At 34.5% G+C, this 21,865-nt stretch carries 25 protein-coding genes; 17 read left to right on the top strand and 8 right to left on the bottom strand.

The window, feature by feature from the left end:
* Positions 1-9: 9 nt before the first annotated feature.
* From ASG22_RS10455 to ASG22_RS10500, 10 genes are all read left to right on the top strand, one after another.
* On the top strand, positions 10-315 hold the full coding sequence (locus ASG22_RS10455; RefSeq protein WP_034702050.1) for a DUF3467 domain-containing protein: 306 nt from the start codon (positions 10-12) through the stop codon (positions 313-315).
* Between the two features lie 162 nt (positions 316-477).
* Positions 478-1,128 carry a Crp/Fnr family transcriptional regulator gene (locus ASG22_RS10460; protein WP_055983839.1) on the top strand — a complete coding sequence of 217 codons (651 nt, stop codon included), beginning with the start codon at positions 478-480 and terminating at the stop codon, positions 1,126-1,128.
* Between the two features lie 124 nt (positions 1,129-1,252).
* Entirely contained in the window at positions 1,253-2,098 is an 846-nt protein-coding gene (locus ASG22_RS10465; RefSeq protein WP_055983842.1) for a DUF5777 family beta-barrel protein, read from the top strand.
* Between the two features lie 2 nt (positions 2,099-2,100).
* Positions 2,101-2,439: a c-type cytochrome gene (locus ASG22_RS10470; RefSeq protein ID WP_238586898.1), complete on the top strand. Its 339-nt coding sequence runs from the start codon at positions 2,101-2,103 to the stop codon at positions 2,437-2,439.
* A gap of 10 nt (positions 2,440-2,449) precedes the next feature.
* Positions 2,450-2,995 (top strand): YceI family protein, encoded by a 546-nt coding sequence (locus ASG22_RS10475; protein ID WP_055986759.1) that lies wholly within the window; start codon positions 2,450-2,452, stop codon positions 2,993-2,995.
* Positions 2,992-3,519 (top strand): ankyrin repeat domain-containing protein, encoded by a 528-nt coding sequence (locus ASG22_RS10480; protein ID WP_055983845.1) that lies wholly within the window; start codon positions 2,992-2,994, stop codon positions 3,517-3,519. Before ASG22_RS10475 ends, ASG22_RS10480 begins: the two co-directional genes overlap by 4 nt.
* 4 nt (positions 3,520-3,523) lie before the next feature.
* Positions 3,524-4,276 carry a T9SS type A sorting domain-containing protein gene (locus ASG22_RS10485; protein WP_055986761.1) on the top strand — a complete coding sequence of 251 codons (753 nt, stop codon included), beginning with the start codon at positions 3,524-3,526 and terminating at the stop codon, positions 4,274-4,276.
* A 143-nt stretch (positions 4,277-4,419) separates the two neighbouring features.
* Positions 4,420-5,274, top strand: a complete 855-nt coding sequence (locus tag ASG22_RS10490) for a helix-turn-helix domain-containing protein (RefSeq protein WP_055983848.1) — start codon at positions 4,420-4,422, stop codon at positions 5,272-5,274.
* A 104-nt stretch (positions 5,275-5,378) separates the two neighbouring features.
* Positions 5,379-5,885, top strand: a complete 507-nt coding sequence (locus ASG22_RS10495) for a hypothetical protein (protein ID WP_055983853.1) — start codon at positions 5,379-5,381, stop codon at positions 5,883-5,885.
* 140 nt (positions 5,886-6,025) lie between these two features.
* Complete coding sequence (locus ASG22_RS10500) at positions 6,026-7,312, top strand: ectonucleotide pyrophosphatase/phosphodiesterase (protein ID WP_055983856.1); 1,287 nt, start codon at positions 6,026-6,028, stop codon at positions 7,310-7,312.
* Positions 7,313-7,394: 82 nt separating this feature from the next.
* On the opposite strand, the gene ASG22_RS10505 is transcribed toward ASG22_RS10500, so the two are convergent.
* Positions 7,395-8,291, bottom strand: coding sequence for an NAD(P)H-binding protein (locus ASG22_RS10505; protein ID WP_055983858.1), 897 nt, complete (start codon positions 8,289-8,291; stop codon positions 7,395-7,397).
* 99 nt (positions 8,292-8,390) lie between these two features.
* On the opposite strand from ASG22_RS10505, the gene ASG22_RS10510 reads away from it, so the two are divergent.
* Positions 8,391-8,759, top strand: a complete 369-nt coding sequence (locus tag ASG22_RS10510) for a winged helix-turn-helix transcriptional regulator (protein WP_055983862.1) — start codon at positions 8,391-8,393, stop codon at positions 8,757-8,759.
* Positions 8,760-8,808: 49 nt separating this feature from the next.
* Here the strand turns inward: ASG22_RS10510 and ASG22_RS10515 are convergent, their stop codons facing one another.
* A complete protein-coding gene (locus ASG22_RS10515; RefSeq protein WP_082504998.1) occupies positions 8,809-9,861 on the bottom strand; it encodes an NAD(P)-dependent alcohol dehydrogenase in 1,053 nt (350 codons plus the stop codon).
* 172 nt (positions 9,862-10,033) lie between these two features.
* On the opposite strand from ASG22_RS10515, the gene ASG22_RS10520 reads away from it, so the two are divergent.
* The gene (locus ASG22_RS10520; RefSeq protein ID WP_055983865.1) at positions 10,034-10,936 is read left to right on the top strand and encodes a helix-turn-helix domain-containing protein; all 903 of its coding nucleotides are present in this window, start codon (positions 10,034-10,036) and stop codon (positions 10,934-10,936) included.
* A gap of 67 nt (positions 10,937-11,003) precedes the next feature.
* The gene (locus tag ASG22_RS10525) at positions 11,004-12,329 is read left to right on the top strand and encodes a carboxylesterase family protein (RefSeq protein WP_055983867.1); all 1,326 of its coding nucleotides are present in this window, start codon (positions 11,004-11,006) and stop codon (positions 12,327-12,329) included.
* A 114-nt stretch (positions 12,330-12,443) separates the two neighbouring features.
* Here the strand turns inward: ASG22_RS10525 and ASG22_RS10530 are convergent, their stop codons facing one another.
* The 6 genes from ASG22_RS10530 to lpxK all read right to left on the bottom strand — a co-directional run bounded on the left by ASG22_RS10530 (position 12,444) and on the right by lpxK (position 18,679).
* Positions 12,444-13,916: an alpha-amylase gene (locus ASG22_RS10530; protein ID WP_055983870.1), complete on the bottom strand. Its 1,473-nt coding sequence runs from the start codon at positions 13,914-13,916 to the stop codon at positions 12,444-12,446.
* Between the two features lie 36 nt (positions 13,917-13,952).
* A complete protein-coding gene (gene dinB / locus ASG22_RS10535; protein ID WP_055983873.1) occupies positions 13,953-15,047 on the bottom strand; it encodes a DNA polymerase IV in 1,095 nt (364 codons plus the stop codon).
* A 96-nt stretch (positions 15,048-15,143) separates the two neighbouring features.
* Positions 15,144-15,659, bottom strand: a complete 516-nt coding sequence (locus ASG22_RS10540) for a TlpA family protein disulfide reductase (protein ID WP_055983876.1) — start codon at positions 15,657-15,659, stop codon at positions 15,144-15,146.
* 138 nt (positions 15,660-15,797) lie between these two features.
* Positions 15,798-16,856 carry a PIN domain-containing protein gene (locus tag ASG22_RS10545; protein ID WP_055983879.1) on the bottom strand — a complete coding sequence of 353 codons (1,059 nt, stop codon included), beginning with the start codon at positions 16,854-16,856 and terminating at the stop codon, positions 15,798-15,800.
* A 1-nt stretch (position 16,857) separates the two neighbouring features.
* Positions 16,858-17,670, bottom strand: a complete 813-nt coding sequence (locus tag ASG22_RS10550; RefSeq protein ID WP_055983882.1) for a purine-nucleoside phosphorylase — start codon at positions 17,668-17,670, stop codon at positions 16,858-16,860.
* Positions 17,654-18,679 (bottom strand): tetraacyldisaccharide 4'-kinase, encoded by a 1,026-nt coding sequence (gene lpxK, locus ASG22_RS10555; protein WP_055983885.1) that lies wholly within the window; start codon positions 18,677-18,679, stop codon positions 17,654-17,656. The genes ASG22_RS10550 and lpxK overlap by 17 nt, the downstream gene beginning before the upstream one ends.
* Before the next feature lie 108 nt (positions 18,680-18,787).
* Between lpxK and truA the strand changes: the two genes are divergently transcribed.
* From truA to ASG22_RS10575, 4 genes are all read left to right on the top strand, one after another.
* The gene (truA, locus tag ASG22_RS10560; protein ID WP_238586899.1) at positions 18,788-19,543 is read left to right on the top strand and encodes a tRNA pseudouridine(38-40) synthase TruA; all 756 of its coding nucleotides are present in this window, start codon (positions 18,788-18,790) and stop codon (positions 19,541-19,543) included.
* A gap of 111 nt (positions 19,544-19,654) precedes the next feature.
* Complete coding sequence (locus tag ASG22_RS10565) at positions 19,655-19,996, top strand: hypothetical protein (RefSeq protein ID WP_055983891.1); 342 nt, start codon at positions 19,655-19,657, stop codon at positions 19,994-19,996.
* Positions 19,997-20,055: 59 nt separating this feature from the next.
* Complete coding sequence (locus ASG22_RS10570; RefSeq protein WP_055983894.1) at positions 20,056-20,643, top strand: Crp/Fnr family transcriptional regulator; 588 nt, start codon at positions 20,056-20,058, stop codon at positions 20,641-20,643.
* An 85-nt stretch (positions 20,644-20,728) separates the two neighbouring features.
* On the top strand, positions 20,729-21,499 hold the full coding sequence (locus ASG22_RS10575; RefSeq protein WP_055983896.1) for an alpha/beta hydrolase: 771 nt from the start codon (positions 20,729-20,731) through the stop codon (positions 21,497-21,499).
* Positions 21,500-21,865 lie beyond the last annotated feature (366 nt).

A 21,865-nucleotide genomic window follows, 5' to 3' on the forward strand; every position in this document is an offset into this window, starting at 1 on the left:
TTTATAACAATGGACAACAATCAAAATCCGCAAGACGGAAACATCAACATCGAATTGAACGAAATGGTAGCTGCAGGAGTTTATGCAAACCTTGCTTTGGTAAACCACTCTCCATCTGAATTCGTTGTAGATTTCATCCAGTTAATGCCAGGTGTACAACAAGCTAAAGTAAGATCAAGAATTATTCTTGCTCCTCTTCACGCTAAAAGAGTACTTTCTGCTCTTCAACAAAACATCACAAACTACGAACAACAATTTGGTGAAATCAAAGAAGTTGAGCCTTTCGTATTAGGTGGAAACAACGTACAAGCTTAAGATTTTTTCTTAATCATAATACATAAGAATGCCTCAGTGAAAACTGGGGCATTTTTTATTGAATCGTAATACCACATTTTTTAAATAACTCAAATAGATAAAAAAAAAACATCCCAATCTATCTATTTTATATATTTGCGTGTTGAATATGATATACGGGATATGATAAATAATCAGTTTATTCTTAATAGATTTGGTTTCTTAGGCAGTGATTTTGCGAATGAAATTCAAAAACATGCCGTTTTAACTAATATAAAAGCAAAAACAGAGGTCATCAGAGAAGGTCAAAAAAATAAGTTTGTCCCCTTTGTAATCACGGGTTCTGTAAAAGTGTATTCTCTCAATGACGGCAGAGAATTGATCTACTATTATGTAAGACCCAACGACAGTTGTCTGATGACTTTTTCTTCGATTTTTAATGATTATACGAGTAAAATATATGCAATCGCAGAGGAAGATTCTGAAGTAATGCTTATTCCGGTGTCAGTAATCCATGAATGGTTAATTAAATATCCTGAAATCAACAGAATTTTTTATAGTGAATATCACAGACGATTTTCTGACGTAATGAATATGGTAAATGATGCCGTTTTCCATAAGCTTGATAAAAGAGTTTTAAATTATATTAAGCAGCAGATAGAACTTACAGGACAGAATCCTATAAGGCTTACTCATCGGGAAATTGCCAGTAATTTGGGAACTTCACGAGAAGTGGTAAGCCGTGTAATGAAAAAAGTGGAAAATGAAGGAGAAATTATTCAGACGAAAGAAGGGATAAAAATGCCTGAAAATGAAAATGTTAGATTTAACTAATATAAAAGTTTTAAGAGAGTAATAGCTGTTATTGATAGAAACTATGTGCTCTGTGACTTTTATCACACGATTTTAAACTGATAAGTCTATAAGTTTGTCATACAATTTTTAATAATAAAAGTGCATGACAAAAACTTTCTTACTTTTATCAATGTTAATCTCAGGATTTGCCTTTTCACAGGAAGATCTGCTGAAAGATATTGATACTATTCAAACTAAAAACACCGAAACTTCGCAGCCGGCTTTTAAAGCACTGCAGATCGTAACGGGACAATCCACAAAGCTTTCTGCCAAAAACGAATGGTACATTGTTGTAGCCCACCGTTTCGGCGACGTAAGCAAAGGATTCAAAGATTTCTTCGGATTAGATGATGCTTCTACCAAATTGGGTGTTATCTATGGTGTGACAGACGGGATTTCTGTAAGCCTTTCCAGAGAAACCAATCTTAAAACTTTTGAAGGCGCTGTAAAGTATAAATTGCTTAAACAAAATGACAGTTTTCCTGTAGATGTTGTCGGGTACAATGTTATGGCATTAAATACAGATCTGAAAAAAGACAATTATCCACATCTGCAGTTTGGCGACAGACTTTCTTATCTTACACAGGCTTTGATTTCCAGAAGATTCAGTGATGATTTTTCTTTACAGTTAACGCCGTCGTATGTTCACAAAAATTTATATGAACCTTTAATTGAAGACAAAAATCAATTTCTGACAGGTTTGGGAGGTCGCTACAAGATTTCAAAAAGAATTTCCATTAATGCAGAATATTTTGTGAATTTCGACAATCACAGTTTCTACAAAAATCCTCTTTCATTAGGGATGGACGTAGAAACTGGAGGACACATTTTCCAGCTTTTATTTTCAAATTCTCAATTGAATTCAGATATTGGTTATTTGACAAATGCCGCCGGAAAGTGGGAAAAAGGACAGATTTTCTTTGGGTTTAATCTTTACAGAGTATTTTAATTATGAAAAAGTTTATGTATATCATTTCATCGGCAGTCGTATTCGTTGCCTGTGAAAGTAGAACCTACGAAGAAATCTCAGACAATACTCCCATTACACAGGTTGTAACTTTTACCAACGATGTGAAGCCTATTATTGACGCCAATTGTGTCAGCTGCCATTCACCGGGTGCTCAGGCTTTAACGAATTATACTCAAGTGAAGAATAATATCGATAACATCATCGACAGAATTGGAAGAGCCAACGGAGATCCTTTAAAAATGCCTCAGGGAGGAAGTTTATCTCCGGCACAAATTAATATTATCACCAAATGGAAAGCCGACGGGCTTCTCGAAAATTAAAAGAATGAATATGAAAAAGCTAGTATTATTTATTGTAGCATTATTTTTTACCAACCTTGTTTTTGCTCAAAAATATGTTGCTAAAACAGGAAAAGTAACGTTCGAAGCGTCTGTACCTTTATTTGAAGACGTTTTTGCACAGGATGACAACAATGTGGCTGTTATCAATTCGGATAATGGAGATTTCGCTTCAGTTTCTGTTGTTAAAAACTTTCATTTTAAAACAAAATTAATGGAAGAACATTTCAACGAAAGTTATGTGGAAACGGCAAAATATCCGAAAGCAACTTTCAAAGGTAAAATTGTAAATTTTGATAAAACTAAATTATCTACATCACCTCAGAAATACACAGTTCAGGGAACTTTAAACTTTCATGGAGTTGATAAAGCTTATACGTCACAGGCAACAATCTATGCTAAAGACGGTAAAATTTATATGACTGGGGGATTTGTCGTAAAGTCAGCAGATCACAAAGTGACAATACCAAAAATGGTGTCTAAAAAAGTGGCAGAAACAGTGAATATTCAGTATAACTATGTTTTATCAAAACAATGAAAAAACTGATTGTTTTAATGACTGTTTTTCTGAGCGTTACAGTAATTAATGCTCAGGAAAAAGCAAAATCTATTTTTGATATTGCAAGAAGCGGAACTGTAGCTGAGGTAGAAGATCTGATGAAACAGAACCCGGATATTATCAACCGAACCAATGAAAACGGCTTCTCACCATTGATTTTAGCTTGCTATAAAGGCAATGTGGAAGTGGCTGAATTTTTGATTGATCATGTAAAAGATGTCAATTATAAAAGTCAGGAAGGAACAGCTTTAGCGGGACTTTCTGTAAAATATAATAAGGTTTTGGTAGAGCATTTACTTAAGAAAAATGCCGATCCCAATATCAAAGATGCTACAGGATCTACTCCTTTATTCTGGGCAGTGAAATTCGGGAATAAAGAATTAACAGAATTATTACTTCAATACAAGGCAGACCAATCTATAAAAGACACAGAAGGAAAAACTCCTTTCGAATATGCCTTACAAACAAACAATAAAGAAATCATTAACCTACTTAAAAATTAAAAATATGAAAAAACTTCTACTATTAACATCAATTGCTCTTGCAACTTCTTTGGGAGCTCAGTTTTTCTCGTCGGGAACAGTGAATTTAGGATCTACCGGAATGACTGTGAAATTGTTAACCTCGCCAACACAAGTTACGCTTACCTTAACTGGTGCTGACTCGTCTTATCTTGGAATCGGCTTTGGAAATAGCGGAATGGCAAATGGTGCAGACGGATTTATTTATAATGCTACTGCAAACAGAGATTATACTTTTAACGGAATAGGATTATCACCTACTGCTGATGCATCTCAAGATTGGACAGTAACATCAAACACTACTTCTGGAGGAATCAGAACCGTTGTTGCAACAAGATCTTTAAATGGAGGAGCTGGGGATACTTCTATTGCAAATGCTGCAGGAACTATCGGTATTTTCTTCGCTAGAGGTAATTCAACAACAATTTCTCAGCATAGTGGAAGCAATCGTGGATATGCAACTCTGACCATGGGATCTGTTTTGGCAACGGATGAAGTTGATGTAACGGAAAACAAAAAGGTAATTCTTTATCCAAATCCTGCCAAAGAAATGGTAAGTTTCAAGAATGTGGATAAAATCAAGTCAGTTGATATTTACGAATCTACAGGAAGAAAAGTAAAATCTGTAAAAATGGAAAGTGAAAGCATCAATATCTCTGATTTGAAATCTGGAAATTATTATTTGGAAATTGCATTAAAAGACGGGTCTACTTCTTTTGAGCAATTAATTAAAGAATAAATAATAGCACAAATCCTGAATAATTATGATCCTGAAAGCTTATGTTTTCAGGATTTTTATTAGTTTAAAATATTTCAATAAATTTATTCACGTTTTAATCTTTTTCCATAAGATTTAAAAAGTCAACCTCAAAATTAAAAGATATGATCATTGACCATAAACAATATGACTTATTTGGGAAACCTTTATTGCACAAATTGGTTTTAAAATCACCTTTTACATTTGATTTTCCTATCACGGATAATGCCTGCTTTTTATATATGCTCGAGGGTGAGATGCAGTACAGGCTGGATGATGAGAAAAAAGATCTTCCGACAAAACATTCTTTATTTCAGAACTGTATACAATCTGATAAGCAGATAAGTAATGAAAATTTAGGAAACAATAATGAAATTCTTATTATTAATTTTCATCCGGATATACTTGTAAAAATTTATGATAAAGAATTGCCTTTCTTGCTTAAATCAGAGAAAAATATCATTTCAAATAAATCAATTGAACAAATAAACAATGATTTCTTAATTCAGAAATATATTGAAGGATTACTGTTTTATTTTGAAAATCCATCTTTGGTAAACGAAGAAATTTTGGTGTTGAAATTAAAAGAAATTATACTTTTACTTTCTCAGACACGGAATGTACAAGCAATACAGGTTATATTATCGCAGCTTTTTTCGCCAACGACTTATGTTTTTAAACAGATCGTTGAAGCACACTTATTTTCCCAGTTAACGATTGAGGAAATGGCACAGCATCATAATCTGAGTGTTTCTTCCTTCAAACGTGAATTTGCAAAACATTATAATGATACGCCTGCCAATTATATTAAAACTAAAAAACTGGAGAAAGCCGCCGAACTGCTTTTGATCTCTAATAAACGTATTTCCGACATTGCTTTCGATTGCGGGTTTAATGATCTTGCCAATTTCACCAGAAGTTTTACCAACAAATACAATATTTCTCCTACAAAATATCGTTTGAACCAAAATGATAAATAATTGAGCCAATTTGCAAAGTCCAATTTTTGAATCTGTTGCAATTTTGCAGTGTTACCTATAACACGCAATTTTTAATAACAAACAAATTCAAAAAAATACTAAAAATGGGACTATCAAACTTAGGAATTTTCCATACTATCATTGGCGTTGTTGCCATTATATCTGCTTTAATATCTTTTATCAGATTTGGTAAAATTAATTTAAACAACATTACCGGTAAGATCTATTTTTATTTTACAATCATCACCTCACTCACTGCATTAGGAATTTCTAAGCACGGAGGTTTTAATGCGGGGCACATACTTTCTTTAATCATTTTGATTCTTGTATCGGTTGCCTTTTTTCTTCACAGCAAAAAAGAAGGTAATAATAGAGCTCGTTATTTTGAGAATTTTCTCATGTCTTTCAGTTTTCTGCTGTCGATGCTTCCCACAGTCAACGAAACGCTTACCAGAATTCCGGTTGGACATCCTTTGGCTAAAGATATTAATGATCCTTTAATCGGCAAAACACTGCTTGTCATCTTTATCCTTTTTATGATAGGCTCAGTTTATCAGATTGTTAAGCAAAGAAAAATTAATAAATTAGAAACGAATTCAATTGAAATTTAATAGAAACAGATAGTGTTGAAAAAATGTTTATCGAGTTAAATTGATGAACATTTTTTAGTGTATATAATATTTAAATTTATTTTAATCTATAAAACTTTTCAGTCAGAAATACAGGAGGTAACTTTGTGGAAAATTTTATAATGAAGCAAGGATTACAATTCTTATTACTGATGATTTCATTGGTAGTTTCTGCTCAGAAAGAAAATGTGGATACCGCACAAGTCGTTATTCCAAACAGATATAACAGCGTTGAAGCGCAGACGAAACCTTATGTAATTATGATTTCCACAGATGGTTTTCGGTATGATTATGCTAATAAATACAATGCCGAAAATCTTCTGAAATTCTCAAGCGAAGGCGTTCAGGCAAAAGCAATGATTCCAAGTTATCCCAGCATCACTTTCCCGAATCATTGGACGTTAATGACCGGATTGTATCCTTCCCATCACGGTTTGATCGATAATTTTTTCTACGATTATAAAAGAAAAGAAGCTTATGCAATGAACGAGCGAAAAAATGCACAAGACGGAAGTTGGTACGGTGGAACTCCGCTTTGGGCATTGGCTGAAAAACAGGGAATGGTTTCGGCTTCTTTAATGTGGGTTGGCTCAGCAAGTGATGCTGGTGGGAAAAGACCAACCTATTACTATCCTTATCATGAAAAATTTTCACCTTCTGAAAAAGTGAATAAAGTGATTAATTGGCTGAAATTACCGGAAGATAAAAGACCGCATTTTATTTCATTATATTTTCCTGAGGTCGATGGTAGCGGACATCATTTCGGACCTGATACCAAGGAAACAGAGGATGCTGTACACTTAATTGATAATGCGATAGGAGAGTTGGTTCAAAAAGTAAATGATTTGGGATTAAAAAATGTAAACTTTGTCTTTGTTTCAGACCATGGAATGATTAAAGTGGATGGCAAAACTCCTCTGGAAATTCCTGCAATGCTTTTAAATAAAGATAAATTTGATTATTATAATTCTCAGACCTTATTAAGAGTATATGTTAAAAATCCGGATGAAGTTAAAAGTGTTTATAAAGAATTAAAAACCAATACAACCAATGATTATGAAGTATATCTGGATAAAAAACTTCCAAAATATCTTCACTTTGCAACAAGAGATGATCAATACCATAGAATCGGGCAAATTTTATTGATTCCAAAAGCTCCAAAGATTTTCCTGGAAAAAGGTAAGAAAACCTCTGTCGGAAAACATGGTTATAATCCAAAAGAAGTTCCTGAAATGAAAGCTACATTCTTTGCTTGGGGACCTGAATTTAAAAATAATTTAGTAATTGATGAATTTGCCAATATCAATGTTTATCCTTTGGTTGCCGATATTTTAGGATTGCAAATAGACCAGCCGATTGATGGCAAATTGAAAGTATTGAAAGTAATTTTGAAGAACAAGAAAGATTAAATTGAAATAATTTTTAATATTAAGTTTAAAAACAGTTTCGGCGAGCCAAAGGCTCGCCGAAACTGTTTTTATGAAATCGAGATTAAGCATTAAACTTATCAGCAAATTCCTTCGCAAATTCCTTCGCAAACTCCTCCAGTTTCACTTCTCCATTAACCACAGAACCGTGCTCAATAAAATCTTTCTGCACAATGCCAGTTCTTATTCCAAGTCCCATTTCCGTGTACAATTCCGCCATTTCTTTTGGAACTCCGGCTTGAAGCATTCCGTTTAGAGAATCTTCATCTTTAAATTCAACCCATGGAAGTTCTGGTTTTCCAATCGCAGTTCCAAAAACTTTAGCAGAATCGGAAGCGGGACGAACATCACTTACAATATATTTCACATTCTTACCTTCAGAATTTTGAACTAATTCTTTTGCGGCAGCCTTTGCAATGTCGATTGGATGAACCAACGGAATGGTAGCCGTTTCAGGGAAGTTCGCCCCGATAATTCCTGCATTTTTAATCAACGGAATATCATTAAAAAAGTTTAAATAGAAATATCCGGCTCTTAAAAAAGTTACAGATGTATTTTCCAGGTCATTATAGAACTTTTCGATAAAATGAAGACCTTTAATAGGTCCGTTTTCAACAGGAGATTCAACGCCGATGCTGCTTAACATGACGATTCTTTTAACTCCGGTCTGCTTGATGGCTTCAGCATAATTCTTACCTGCATTAATGGTGTTTTGAACAATATTAATTCCGCCCATATTAGGAGGCGTCATTAAAAAGGCAGCATCAGCACCTTCAAAAGTCTTCACTAAAAAATCTAAATCTGTGATGGAGCCGATGGCTGCTTTTGCACCTAAAGCTTCAATTTCATTCTTTTTCGATTCATTACTGCTGATTATCTTGATATCGTGTCCTTCTGCGATTAATTGTTGGGCAAGAGGTTTCGCTACATTTCCTAATGAGCCTGTGATGATAATTTTCATAATAATTTTATTTTTTTGTTGATAAATATTTTTTTATTCCTGATACAAAGGTATATTTGTACTTACTTTTATACAAGTACTTACCCTAAAGTATGTAATATGACAGCGATTAAAGAAGCATCAACCATTCAGCAAAATAAAAAATACGCATTGGATTCTTGTCCGGTAACGTATGTAATGGAAAAAATCGGCGGATTTTGGAAACCGATTATTTTATATCATTTGTCAAGCGGCGATAAAAGATACAGCGAACTGAAACGTGCCATTCCTGCTGTAACAGAAAAAATGTTAATACAACATTTAAAACAATTAGAGACAGATGGATTAGTAATAAGAACAGCAAAACCTGTTGTTCCGCCACACGTAACGTATGAGTTGAGCGGAGCGGGAAAAGGATTAATTCCTGTCATTCATGCAATGGCAGAATGGGCTTTTAAAGATATGGACGGAAAATATACCTGTAAATAAAAAGACTCTCCAAAAAATGAAGAGCCTTTGCATTAAAAAAGACGAAGATTTATAATGATTGCATATCAATTACGAAACGGTATTTTACGTCACTTTTCAGCATTCTTTCATACGCTTCGTTAATGTCCTGCATTTTAATTAATTCAATATCAGAAACGATGTTATGTTTTCCGCAGAAATCAAGCATTTCCTGAGTTTCGGCAATACCTCCGATTACTGATCCGGCAACAGATTTTCTTCCCATAATCATTGGTGGTGTAAACAGAGCTTCTTCCATTTTACCAATAAAACCTACCAAAACATGAGTTCCATTGATGCTCAAAGTAGAAACATAAGGATTAATATCATGATCGTAAGGAACTGTATCGATGATTAAGTCAAATTTACTGGTTACAGATTTCATTTGAGAATCATCTGTAGAAATTATGACGTGATCTGCACCTAATTTCTTAGCATCTTCAGTTTTTCCAGGAGTTCTTGAGAATAAAGTCACTTCAGCGCCCAAACCTTTTGCCAATTTTATTGCCATGTGTCCTAAACCTCCTAAACCTACAACAGCAACTTTAGAGTTCGGCCCGACATTCCAGTGTCTTAAAGGTGACCAAGTCGTGATTCCTGCGCAAAGAAGCGGTGCAACCGCTGATAAGTCTAAGTTTTCAGGGATACTTAATACAAATCCTTCATCAACTACCACTTTTTGAGAATATCCGCCAAAAGTATGACCTCCCAAATGCTTGTCTTTTCCGTTATAAGTTCCTGTAAATCCGTTCAAACAATATTGCTCTAAGTCATGCTTGCAGCTTTCGCAATGTCCGCAAGAATCTACCATACAGCCTACACCTGCTAAGTCTCCGACTTTAAATTTAGAAACTTCTCTTCCTACACTGACAATTCTACCTATAATTTCGTGTCCGGGAACTGCAGGATACATCGATCCGCCCCAGTCGTTTCTCGCTGTGTGAAGATCTGAATGACAAACTCCGCAGTATAGAATTTCAATTTCTACATCTTTCGGCGTTACTTCTCTTCTCTCAATATTCATTTCCTGTAAATCGGCAGTTTTAGATTCTGCTCCGTACGCTTTTACTGTAAATGTGCTCATTTTTATTTTATGTTTAGTTTAATTTTAAATTCCAGATTTTATGGTTACAAAAATCGATAGTTTAAATGTAATGATACTTATACAAATTACAGAAAGATTTACCAATTTTACCGACACTGTAAAATGTCCGCTTGGAAAGTGGTAATTTTGAATGTCAATAAAAATAGACTTCATGGAAAATCAGGGTATTGAAATTTACAATAGCGTTTCAGAATACAATAAAATGTTGAATCATGAGACCATGCATCCGTTGGTAAGTGTGATTGATTTTTCTAAATCCGATCCTATTTGTCAGTTTAAAAGAACTTTTGGTTTTTATACCGTTTTTTTAAAAGATGTGATGTGCGGAGATATGCAGTACGGAAAACACAGCTATGATTATCAGGAAGGGACATTAGTTTTTATTGCCCCAGGGCAAACCTACGGAATTTACAATGCAGACACTTACATTCAGCCGGCGGGTTTTGCTTTAATTTTTCATCCGGATTTACTGAAAGGAACCAATCTCGGCAAGAATATAAAAGATTATAATTTCTTCTCGTATGAAGTTCATGAAGCCCTACACCTTTCCGAAAAAGAAAGAGAAATTATTTTGGAGTGTTTCAAAAATATTAAACATGAACTTGGGCAGGCAATCGATAAACATAGCAAGTCATTAATTGTCAATAATGTCGAATTGTTTTTGAATTATTGCATGCGTTTTTATGATCGTCAGTTTATTACCAGAGATCATATCAATCAGGGATTTATCGGTAAGTTTGATCATTTATTGGATGAATATTTACAATCTGAAAAGCCAAAAAATATCGGCTTACCAATGGTCAATTATTTTGCGGAACAGCTTAATTTTTCAGCGAATTATTTCGGTGATCTGATGAAAAAAGAACTCGGGATTTCGGCTCAGGAATATATTCATAATAAATTGATCGATGTTGCCAAAGATCAGATTTCCGATCCTACAAAATCCATCAGTGAAATTTCTTATGATTTAGGTTTCAAATATCCTCAGCATTTTACAAGATTATTCAAAAGCAAAGTGGGGGTTTCACCAAGTGAATATAAAGCTTTAAACTAAATTTTAAATGAATAACTAAGAAACAAAATTTGCACATTGTATGTGTAAATAAATTTAAATCCACCAAATGACGACACAGCAAAACATTGGAACCCATACTTTTGAAACTCCTTTTGGTAAAATTTTAGGATTAAAAGAAAATGGAGTGATCCGGGCAAGAAATATTCGTTACGCCCGTTCAGAACGTTTCAAAAAACCTGTTCTTTTGGAAACAGCAGATTCTGAGATTGTAGATAAAATTCCTGTCTGTCCGCAACATGTAAGTCCATTTTTAGACAGATTGATTGGAAAGACAGATATTAATCAATTTATTTCTGATGAATCACCGCAATTTCTTACCATTACCCGTCCTGAAAACTATAATGAAAATGAAAAACTTCCTGTCGTCGTCTGGATTCATGGTGGCTCGTATGAGATCGGAGGTGGAGATTTGCCAACTTCTGATCCGACGGTTTGGGTAAAAGAACAAAATATTATTGTTGTCGCAGTTACGTATCGTTTGGGGCTTTTTGGATTTTTGGGAGGTGACCAAGATCGACCTGCCAATTTGGGTTTGTTTGATATTATCGAATCTTTGAAATGGATTCAGAAAAATATCCAGAGTTTTGGTGGAAATCCTGAAAATATTACGCTTTTCGGTCAATCTTCCGGTGGCGATGCAATTGCACATCTGATGATCTCAGAAGGAGCAGACAATTTATTTCAGAGAGTGATTATTCAAAGTGCACCTTTGGGTTTTAGGATTAAAAGAACAGCAATGTCCGCCGATTTTTTTCAAAAGACACAATTTTTGAAAGATGAAACTGATCCGTCGAAAATGGTTGATCAGTATGTCAATTTTTTACCTTCTTTCAGGAAATATGGTTTAAAAACGGCTATGCCTTTTTGTACTCAATACGGCTATGCTCCTTTGTGCAGAGAAGAAGAAAGTCTTCCAAAATGGAAAGAAAATGCCAGGAAATATGATGTTTTAATTGGCTACAATAATGATGAAACCGCATTCTATGTAAAAACTGCGGAAAAAGGAATTTACACCTACTTACCTTCGAAAATTTTAGATAAAATCGTAAGTGTCACCACAAAATCAATCTACGGAAAACCGATTGATATTTTTGCCCAAAACTATAGAGAAGGTGGGGGAAATATTTATCAGTTTAAAATCAATTCAACAATAAAAAATCACTATATCGGAGCTTCTCATTGCATCGATCTTCCATTTATTTTTGAAAATGAAAAAGAATGGAGATCTGCAGGATTATTGAAAGATGTTCCGTGGGAATATATTCAGGAAAATGGGAAAAAGCTGCGGGCACTTTGGGCAGAATTTGCAAGAACGGGGAAAATTTCGGACGATTCTGAAAGACCTGAAATTCTTAATCTCCGAAAAGTTTAGTTTATTAAATTTGTCATTCCATAAAAAACTGAGCAATTTTTTTTCGTGGAAAATTACGCCGATATTCCTACGGAATGACAAACAAGATGTTTGATCTCTATTTTTAATATAAAATTACTCAGCAAGCCAAACGCTCACATTTCCAGCCGGAACAGGGAAGTTTCCCCAGCCGTTCTCATCAATGGTGATTTTATCTTCAAATCTTCCTAAAACGTCGTAGAAAGTCTTTCCGATATATTTTTCACCCATTTCCATAGGTTTTTCGTATGCTTCTTTATTGCTTAAAACCACCGCACATCCGGAATGCTCATCATCGCCTTCACGAACCCATCCCAAACAATTAGCATCTTCAAAATAATCTCTCTGAATACCATAAGCATGATCTTTTCTAACCTTCAGAAGTTCTTCAATTCCATCTACTTTATTTAAAAATATTTCCTGATCGTTGCCTTCTCTGTCTTTATCTACATAATGTGCGCCGTACAAATCGGGATAAAATACACAAGGATAACCGTTTTCTCGTAATAAAATTAAGGCATACGCCAACGGTTTAAACCATTCTTCAACTGGAGCTTCCAGATCCTGTAAAGGTTGCGTATCATGATTATCGACCAGACTCACCGAGTGAAGCGGATCTGTCTGAGTAAGAGTTTCGTCAAAAATTCTTCGTAGATCATAAGAACCTCCTTCATGAGAAGCCGTATGAAAATTGTTGTGAAGCGAACTGTCGAAAAGACTCATGCATCCTTCGGTTGCTTCAATGTATTTTTGTAGTAAATTTAATTGTCCGGGTGCCCAATATTCTCCAACTGCAAAAATATTCTTTCCGGAATTGGATCGCAGTAAAGTGAGCCATTCTTTATAAAAATCAAAGGAGATATGTTTTAAAGCATCTAATCTTACGCCATCAAAATCTGTCTGATCAAAATACCATTTTGCCCAGTCATTCAGCTCTTCCCGAACAAAAGGATTTCTATGTTCCACATCATTAAACATGAGATAATCATAATTTCCTTTCTCATCATCAATCATTTCTTCCCAGTCGGTTCCGTATTCATTTTTAATTTTGTAGATATGGGAATCCATTCCTTCTGCGTAATCTACGCCGCTGAAACAGGTGAAATTCCATTCAAAATCTGAATATTTTTTTTCACGTCCCGGAAATGTAAATTTGGTATACGATTGTATTTCTATCTCATTGGAAATTATTTTTTCTCTGTTTTCTTCATCAACTTTCACGGCTTTAAAAGTTTCTAATTCGTCACCGCCGGCTTTATGACCTAAAACAATATCAACAATAACCTGAATGTTTTTTTCTTTTAAAGCTTTAATAGCGTTGGTGTAATCGTCTTTTGTTCCGTATTTTGTGGAGATGGTGCCTTTCTGATCAAATTCACCCAAATCGAATAAATCGTAGGCGTCATATCCTACCGAATATCCTCCATTTGTTCCTTTGTATGCGGGCGGGAACCATACTGAAGTAATTCCGAGTTCGGATAAATATTCTGCCTGTTGCGCTGAGTGTTTCCACAGTTTTCCTTCGCCTTCGGAATACCAATGGAAAAATTGAATCATTGTCTGGTTCATAGTAAAAGTAAATTTGGTGTATACAATGTAGTGAAATTAATCTTCAAATTCCTCAAACCGAATTTTTAACTGAACAGAAACCTGTTTTTTTTCTTCGGTATTAAGGTGAGATAAAGACAGTCCCAATAATCGTACCGCTTTGTCGAACGGGCGGAGCTCCCAAAGTTTTTTTCCGGTTTTGAAATATTGCTCAGCAGATGAAAAATATTCTTCTTTGGTAATACTTCTCGTGAATAAGGAAAAATCTTTGTATTTGATTTTCAGCGTTAATGTTCGTCCTAAAATATTATTTTTCTGTAAACGGTTGTGAAGTTCTTCACTTAAACTTTCTAGTTTTTCATTGATTTGCTGTTCGTCAAAAAGATCTTCCAGAAAGGTTCTTTCTACGGCAACACTTTTCTGAATACGATGAGGTTTTACTTCTGAATGATGGATTCCACGAACAACATTGTAATAATACGCTCCCGATTTTCCAAAAAGTCTGGTAAGGTCTTCAATTGATCTTTTCTTTAAATCTTTTCCTTTATAAATCCCTAAACTAAACATTTTATTAGCCGTAACTTTCCCTACGCCGTAGAATTTTTCGACGGGCAGTTCTTCAAGAAAACTTTCCATTTTTTCAGGATGAATTGTTTTTTGTCCGTTGGGTTTATTGATATCGGAAGCAACTTTTGCTAAAAATTTATTAATTGAAATTCCGGCAGAAGCGGTTAATCCGGTTTCTTCAAATATTTTCTGACGGATTTCCTTTGCAATCTGGTTGGCAGATTCTATTCCTTTTTTATTTTCTGTAACATCAAGATAGGCTTCATCCAAAGAAAGTGGTTCTACCAAATCGGTATATTCATAAAAAATCTCCCGTATTTTTCTTGAAATTTCTTTATACCGTGCAAATCGGGGAGAGACAAAAATAAGTTGCGGACATTTTTCCTTCGCTGTTTTACTGGGCATCGCAGAACGAACTCCGAATTTCCTTGCTTCATAACTGGCTGCAGCGACTACACCACGATGCTGTCCGCCAACAGCAATGGCTTTTCCCTTTAACGACGGATCGTCATGCTGCTCCACGGAAGCATAGAATGCGTCCATATCGACATGAATTATTTTGCGGATGGGAAAAGGAAAATCCATACCGCAAAGATATGGATTCATTATTTTTTATCAGGTAGCGGGATTTAGATTTTAGGGATTACTTTAATGTAAAATCTTAAACGATTTGCTTCTGAATTACTTTAAAAGTTGATCAATGGTACTTTGAATTTCCGGATCTTCAGGAGTAATAGCATAATATTTTGCAATCGCAGATTTCTGATCGATCACCATATATCTTGGAATCCAGTTGAGATCAACATAATTATTGAAGTCGTTTTTCCAGCCGGAAGCGAACCAATAATTTTCTTTGTCTTTCATTTCGAATCTTTCCAAGCTTTTATCAAAACCTTCTTTGGAACGGTCTAATGAAAGAAATACAAAATCAATATTTTTGTTGTTTTCTTCTAATTCTTTAGCTTTTGGCAGTGCTTTTAGACAATCTCTGCACCATCCCGCCCAGAAATCAATAACTAAAACCTTTCCTTTATGCTGATCTAAAATTTGTTGGATTGTGATGCTTTTTCCTTCTTCATTTTCCAGTTTTTGAGCTAAAGCTTCTTTGGAAAAATTGGTTTTAAGAACTTTCGGAACCTCTTGAGAACAGCCTAAACCAAAAATTCCTATCATGAATAATAACAGTAGTTTTTTCATTCTTTCAATTTCATTTATGCAAATCTAAACAATGAAATGCAATTGGAAATTGATTTCTGATGAATTAATGAAAATTTATGAGATTGAGAATTTCTATTATTCATCATGAAATTAGTTTCATTGGAAGTATTATAAGAATTACGATTTCTTTTTAATTATTTCTGAAATCTTTTTTTCAATTTCTTCATGACTGATAAATTCTCCTACTGTTGAGTTTTTATTTGTTCTTTTAATTGAAGGATAGACAGGTCCTACCCTGTAATATTTTGTTTTACGAGGAATTGCATAAGAAAATTTAGAATTTGTTTTTTCATCGGACACTCTAATCTCTTTAATTTCTTCTAATGTTTTATCTGTTATTTCAGGTAAGAGTTTTCTTTCCTTGGCAAAATGAAGAAAGCTATCTGCATTATATATTAGAATTCTAATACCAGTTAAATCATAAAATTCCTTTATTAACTCTTCTCTGGGTCTTATTGTTTTACCCTTTTCAATTGTCCACCAATCTTCTTTTCTGTCATCGGTAACAAAAATGATTGGTTTTTTCTCTTTTTTAGTATATTCAATTAATTCTTTCCAAATTATTAAATCTCCATAAATATTTCTTTTCCCTTTGTCTTTTTTTTCAGCAAGATCCATATAACCAGGTGGAATTTTTTCGGCATATCTTTTTTCACCCTCTTCGTATATTTTTATTAATTCAGCTTTAGATATATCTGTGCCAATACGATTTTCAAATAATTCAGTTATTGAATATAAAATAGAATCATCTGAATCAAAATCAGGATGAGTTTTTTCTTGTTTTTCTAATTCCTTTGATATTTTACCTAAGAAATCCTCATTCAATTTTTTTATTGAATCTAATTTTAGAGCAGGATGTCTTTTGAATCCATTTAGAAGTTTAGTTATTTGTACTTCAAAATTTTCTTTATAATCCTCTTCTATTTTTTTATAAGCTGATTTAGTACCATTTATTACACCTAATCTATTATTATGAAATTCAAAAGCTGCTTGATAAGGAAGAAATACTCTTTCTTTAATTGACTTTAAAGCACTAATAAAGTCATTTCTAGTCTCTTCAGAATAACGATATAAATTTAAAATAGAATTTGCATCGAAACAAAATATACCTTCATTCCAAGATTTATCTGTTTCTTCTTGAGTAGGATTGTAAAATCCGATAAATTCCTTTTTCATTTTAATAATTTTTCACCAAACCTTTTACGACGGTAATTACATTCGGCATTGCTTTATTGGCAGCATTCAAAACTTCTTCGTGAGAAACTGCAAAAGCAATGTCTGGCCCGCCCAAATCTGTAATTACGGATATTCCGAAAACATCCATATTCATATGTTTGGCAACGATTACTTCGGGAACGGTACTCATTCCTACCATATCTCCGCCGATCGCTTTTATCATTCCGTATTCTGCCGGAGTTTCGAAAGTTGGTCCCTGCAAGGCAACATACGTTCCCTGATGAATTTTAATATTATTTTCTTGCGCAATCTGCTCGGCAACAGCAATCATTTTTTTGTTGTAAGGTTCGCTCATATCCACAAAGCGAGGACCGAATTCATCGATATTTTTGCCACGAAGCGGATGTTCCGGCATCATGTTGATTTGATCTTTTATACTCGCAATATCTGCAACGTTATAATTTGAATTTACGCCGCCGGAAGCATTAGATAGAATTAAATTTTTAATTCCTAACAAATGAAAAACTCTGATCGGAAAAACAACTGTTTCAATCGAATGACCTTCATAGTAATGAAAACGCCCGCTCATCATCAGTACTTTTTTACCCTCCAGAATTCCGTAAATTAATTTTCCACCATGACCGACAACGGTCGTTTGCGGAAAGTTTGGAATTTCATGATATTCTAATATGTGAATGGGGTCCACCTCATCCTGAAGTTTTCCCAATCCGGAACCTAAAACAATCGCAAAATCAGGGGTTTCTTTAATAATATTTTTGATAAACTCCGCAGTCTGCTTAATTTCTTCTAACATAATCTAAGATGATTTGATTGAATTCTTCCTTTTTATCAATAATGACATTGATGGGCCAGTAGTATAAATTATCTGTAAGATAGTCAAAGCTTTTTAAACGGACGTAATCTTTTTCTGTCGTTAAGATTAATTTATATTCGCCCAGTTTTTTATATTCAGCAACGATCTTTTTAATATCATCTTCCGTAAAATTATGATGATCCCTGAATTTTAAATGTTTAACACGCTGTGAAAACTTGGCAAGATGCGTCAACAATGGTTTCGGATTGGCAATTCCTGTAATTAAAAGTATATCGTAATAATTCAGGTTGTTGTCGGGAAGCATTTTATCTCTTGCATACACATTTTCGTCATATCCTATAGATGAAAAGAAAACTTTTTGCGTACGATCCGGTCTGATTCTCGAAACATAATATTGCTTGGTTTCCTCCGTCAGTTCATCAGGACATTTGCTCACCATGATGATATCTGCTCTTTTTGCTCCCGCTCTGGATTCTCTTAAATCTCCCGCAGGTAAAAGATGATCTTTAAAATAAGGATCATTAAAATCGGTCATCAAAATATTAAATCCCGGTTTAATGGCTCTGTGCTGCATCGCATCATCTAATACCAAAACATCAAGATCCATATCTTCTATTACCTTTTTTGCTCCCGGAACTCTTTCTTCCGAAACAGCGATTACAAAACGGTTTTTGAAACGCTCAAACAACTGCATTGCCTCGTCGCCCACCATTTTGTAATTACTTTCATAATTGGTCACGGCATAGCCTTTCGTCAGTCTTCCATAACCACGGGAAAGTACCCCTGTTCTGTAATGTTTGGATAAAAACTGTGCGAGATACATCACCATCGGCGATTTTCCGCTTCCGCCCACAGAAAGGTTGCCGACACAGATTATCGGAGTTTTGAGTTTCGTTGATTTAAAAATTCCCAGATCATACATCGTGTTTCGGATACCCGTTACCATGTGATAGCCGAGGGAAAAAGGATAGAGGTACCATCTTTTCATACGTTTGCAAAAATAAGAATTTTCGGAGTGATTTCCCGTAATGTGGTAACTAGTTTTCAATATTTATTGAAAAAATCTGTTATTGATTATCATTAAATTAAAGTATTTTTGCTGAGTTATATTTTTACATTGAGATATTTTATAGAATTTTCCTACAACGGCAAAAATTATTTCGGTTACCAGATTCAGCCGAATGCCATTTCAGTGCAGGAAGAACTGGAAAAAGCACTTTCCACGATTTTACGGGAAGAAATTAAAACAACAGGAGCAGGAAGAACAGATACCGGAGTTCATGCAAAGAAAATTTTCGCTCATTTTTCTACAGAAAAATTACTGGATCAGGATTTTACAAGAAGGCTCAACGGCTTTTTGCCCCAAGATATTTCCATTAAAAGAATTTTTCCGGTGAAGGATGATTTTCATGCCCGTTTTGATGCCACTTTCAGAACCTATGAATATTATATTTCGCTGGAAAAAAATCCTTTCACCGAAGAATCGGCTTGGCAGCATTGGAGAAAATCTTTAGATATTAACAAAATGAACGAAGCCTGTAAAATTTTATTCGAATATGAAGATTTTACCAGTTTTGCGAAACTCCACACTGACAATAAAACCAATCTCTGTACAATGTACAAAGCAGAGTGGGAACAAAACGGAAGCGAACTGAAATTCACCGTTTCAGCCAATCGGTTTTTAAGAAATATGGTGAGAGCGATTGTAGGTACCATGGTAGAAATCGGCTCCGGGAAAATACAGCCCGAAGATTTACGAAAAGTCATAGAAAATAAAAACCGAAATTCGGCAGGGACTTCTGCGCCGGCTCATGGTTTATATTTGGTGGATGTTGGGTATGATTTTGATTAAAACTTTAGCTATTCTAAGATTTTTTAAATAGTATTTAAATGTTTTATCTGCCTCAGAAATTTGTGTTTAGTAAATATTTAAATACATTTGATGATCTAAACTAATAACAATATGATTGGAATTTTCATTTTAATAGCCGCTTACAGATATTATGCGAGTCTTGCAGAAAGATTTGGAAAAACAAAATGGCATTATGGTCTTTTGGCTTTAGGAGTTTACTTAGGAGCTCAGTTAATTTTTGGATTTTCGTATGGTTTTTACAAAGGGATTACAGATCCTTCATCCTTGGATAATATTAATTATACAGGGTTTTCATTAGTGAATCTTATTGGATGGCTGATTGCGTTAGGAACGGTTTACGGAATTTATAAATTGCTTGAAAATAAATTTATAAAAGAGCAAATTAATAAGCCATCTTATGAAATAGAAGAGATAGGAAAAAAAGAATTTTAATAAATAATGGTGGCTGGTTTCCAGTCGCCATTTTATTTTAACACAAAAACTAAAAAACCATGGATGAAATCGAAAAACTAGCCTTTGCCCTCAGTCATTTTGCCGGACTTACGGAAGATGATTTCAAGTTATCTGAAGATTGCTGGCTGCCCAAAAATTACAAGAAAGGAGATTTCTATAATCTTCGCGGAACAGTTTGCACCTATTTCGGATTTATTATTGACGGGGCTTTCCGTTCGTATAGTATTGATGAAAAAACGGGGGAGGAGAAGAATGTTTTCCTGTATTCTGCCAATGGTTTTGTAGTTTCCTTTAAAAGTTTTATCAATCAGATGCCCTGTGATTATCATACACAAGCGTTGACAGATGCTTCTATTATTTATATCAGATATACCGACTTGCTTGCATTGTATCACCAGTCACATCGATGGGAAAAGTTCGGAAGGTTGCTGGCACAGGAAGCTTTTAATATAACCATGAGCAGAATCGAAGGGTTTATTTTAAGGTCGCCTGAAGAAAGGTATCTTGACCTAATCAAGCAGCATCCTGATATTTTCAACAATGTTCCTTTGTATCATATTTCCTCTTATTTAGGAATTCAGGGACCGTCTCTGAGCAGAATCCGAAAAAGAATTTCGGGTAAATAATACGATTTTAACCAAGGTTAAAATTATCATCATTTTATTCACGGAACTTTGTCTCATAATTTAAAACCAACAAAAAATAAAAGTTATGAAAACAAAAACTATCGTATTAATTCATGGGTTATTTGTGAACAATACAAGCTGGAAAGAATGGAAAACTTATTTCGAAGCACAAGGCTACACTGTACACACACCTGCAAATCCGGGACATGCCGGGAATCCTGTTGATTTAAAGAAAAATATTCCGGCAGATCTTAAAGATGTAGGTTTCGACGATGTGGTAAAATACTTATCAACATTTATTGACACACTTCCTGAAAAACCCATTATTATCGGGCATTCATTCGGTGGATTAATGGTTCAAAAGTTAATCGACATGGGGAAAGCAGTTGCCGGAGTAAGCATCGACGGTGCTCCTCCAAAAAATAATATGGCTCCTTTTTCTACAGTGAAAATTGTTTGGCCTGTAGTGAATTTCTTCAAAGGAAATACTGTGTTTTTAGGATCAAAAGAATGGTACCATAAAGCATTTTTCAATAATTATTCTAAAGAAGAAAGCGATAAATTATACGAAACCATTGCCGCTCCGGAAAGCAGAAAACTGGCTAAAGATCCCTTATTCAAATCTTCTGCAAAATTAGATTTACAAAAGCCTCACGCACCGTTATTATTCATCGGTGGGGCTAACGACAATATTTTCCCATCAGCATTTACTAAAAAAATTGCAGGCTCTTATAAAGATAAAAATAGCATTGTCGATTTTAAAGAATTTCCCGGAAGAAGTCATTTTATTGCAGGTGAAAAAAATTGGGAAGAAGTTGCGGGATATGTTTTGGAATGGTTGAAGAAGGTGAATTAGTAAACATTTTTTACCTGTTTAAAATAAATCGTAGGATATTTCTGCGATTTTTTTGTGATATACCATTATGTTGACGCTCCGCAGTCTTATGCTGAGGTCTTTTATCCAACTGCTGAATACTTTTAACGCTCAGTACAGGTAATGTAATATTCCGGACACGTTCCGAAGTACTTTGCCGGCGTTCCTCCATCATCCGGAGATGTATTTTACACCTTCATATAGGCAACATGACCTATCCGAAGTACTCAATAACCTGAAATTACGGGTTTAACTCATCAATTAATCTCTACAGAACCCCGCCACATCATCAAAAGACCTCAAGAGAAGGGTTACGGACCTATTACTACTTATCATTAACGTGTACAA

It is taken from the genome of Chryseobacterium sp. Leaf405, from assembly GCF_001425355.1.
Taxonomy (GTDB): domain Bacteria; phylum Bacteroidota; class Bacteroidia; order Flavobacteriales; family Weeksellaceae; genus Chryseobacterium.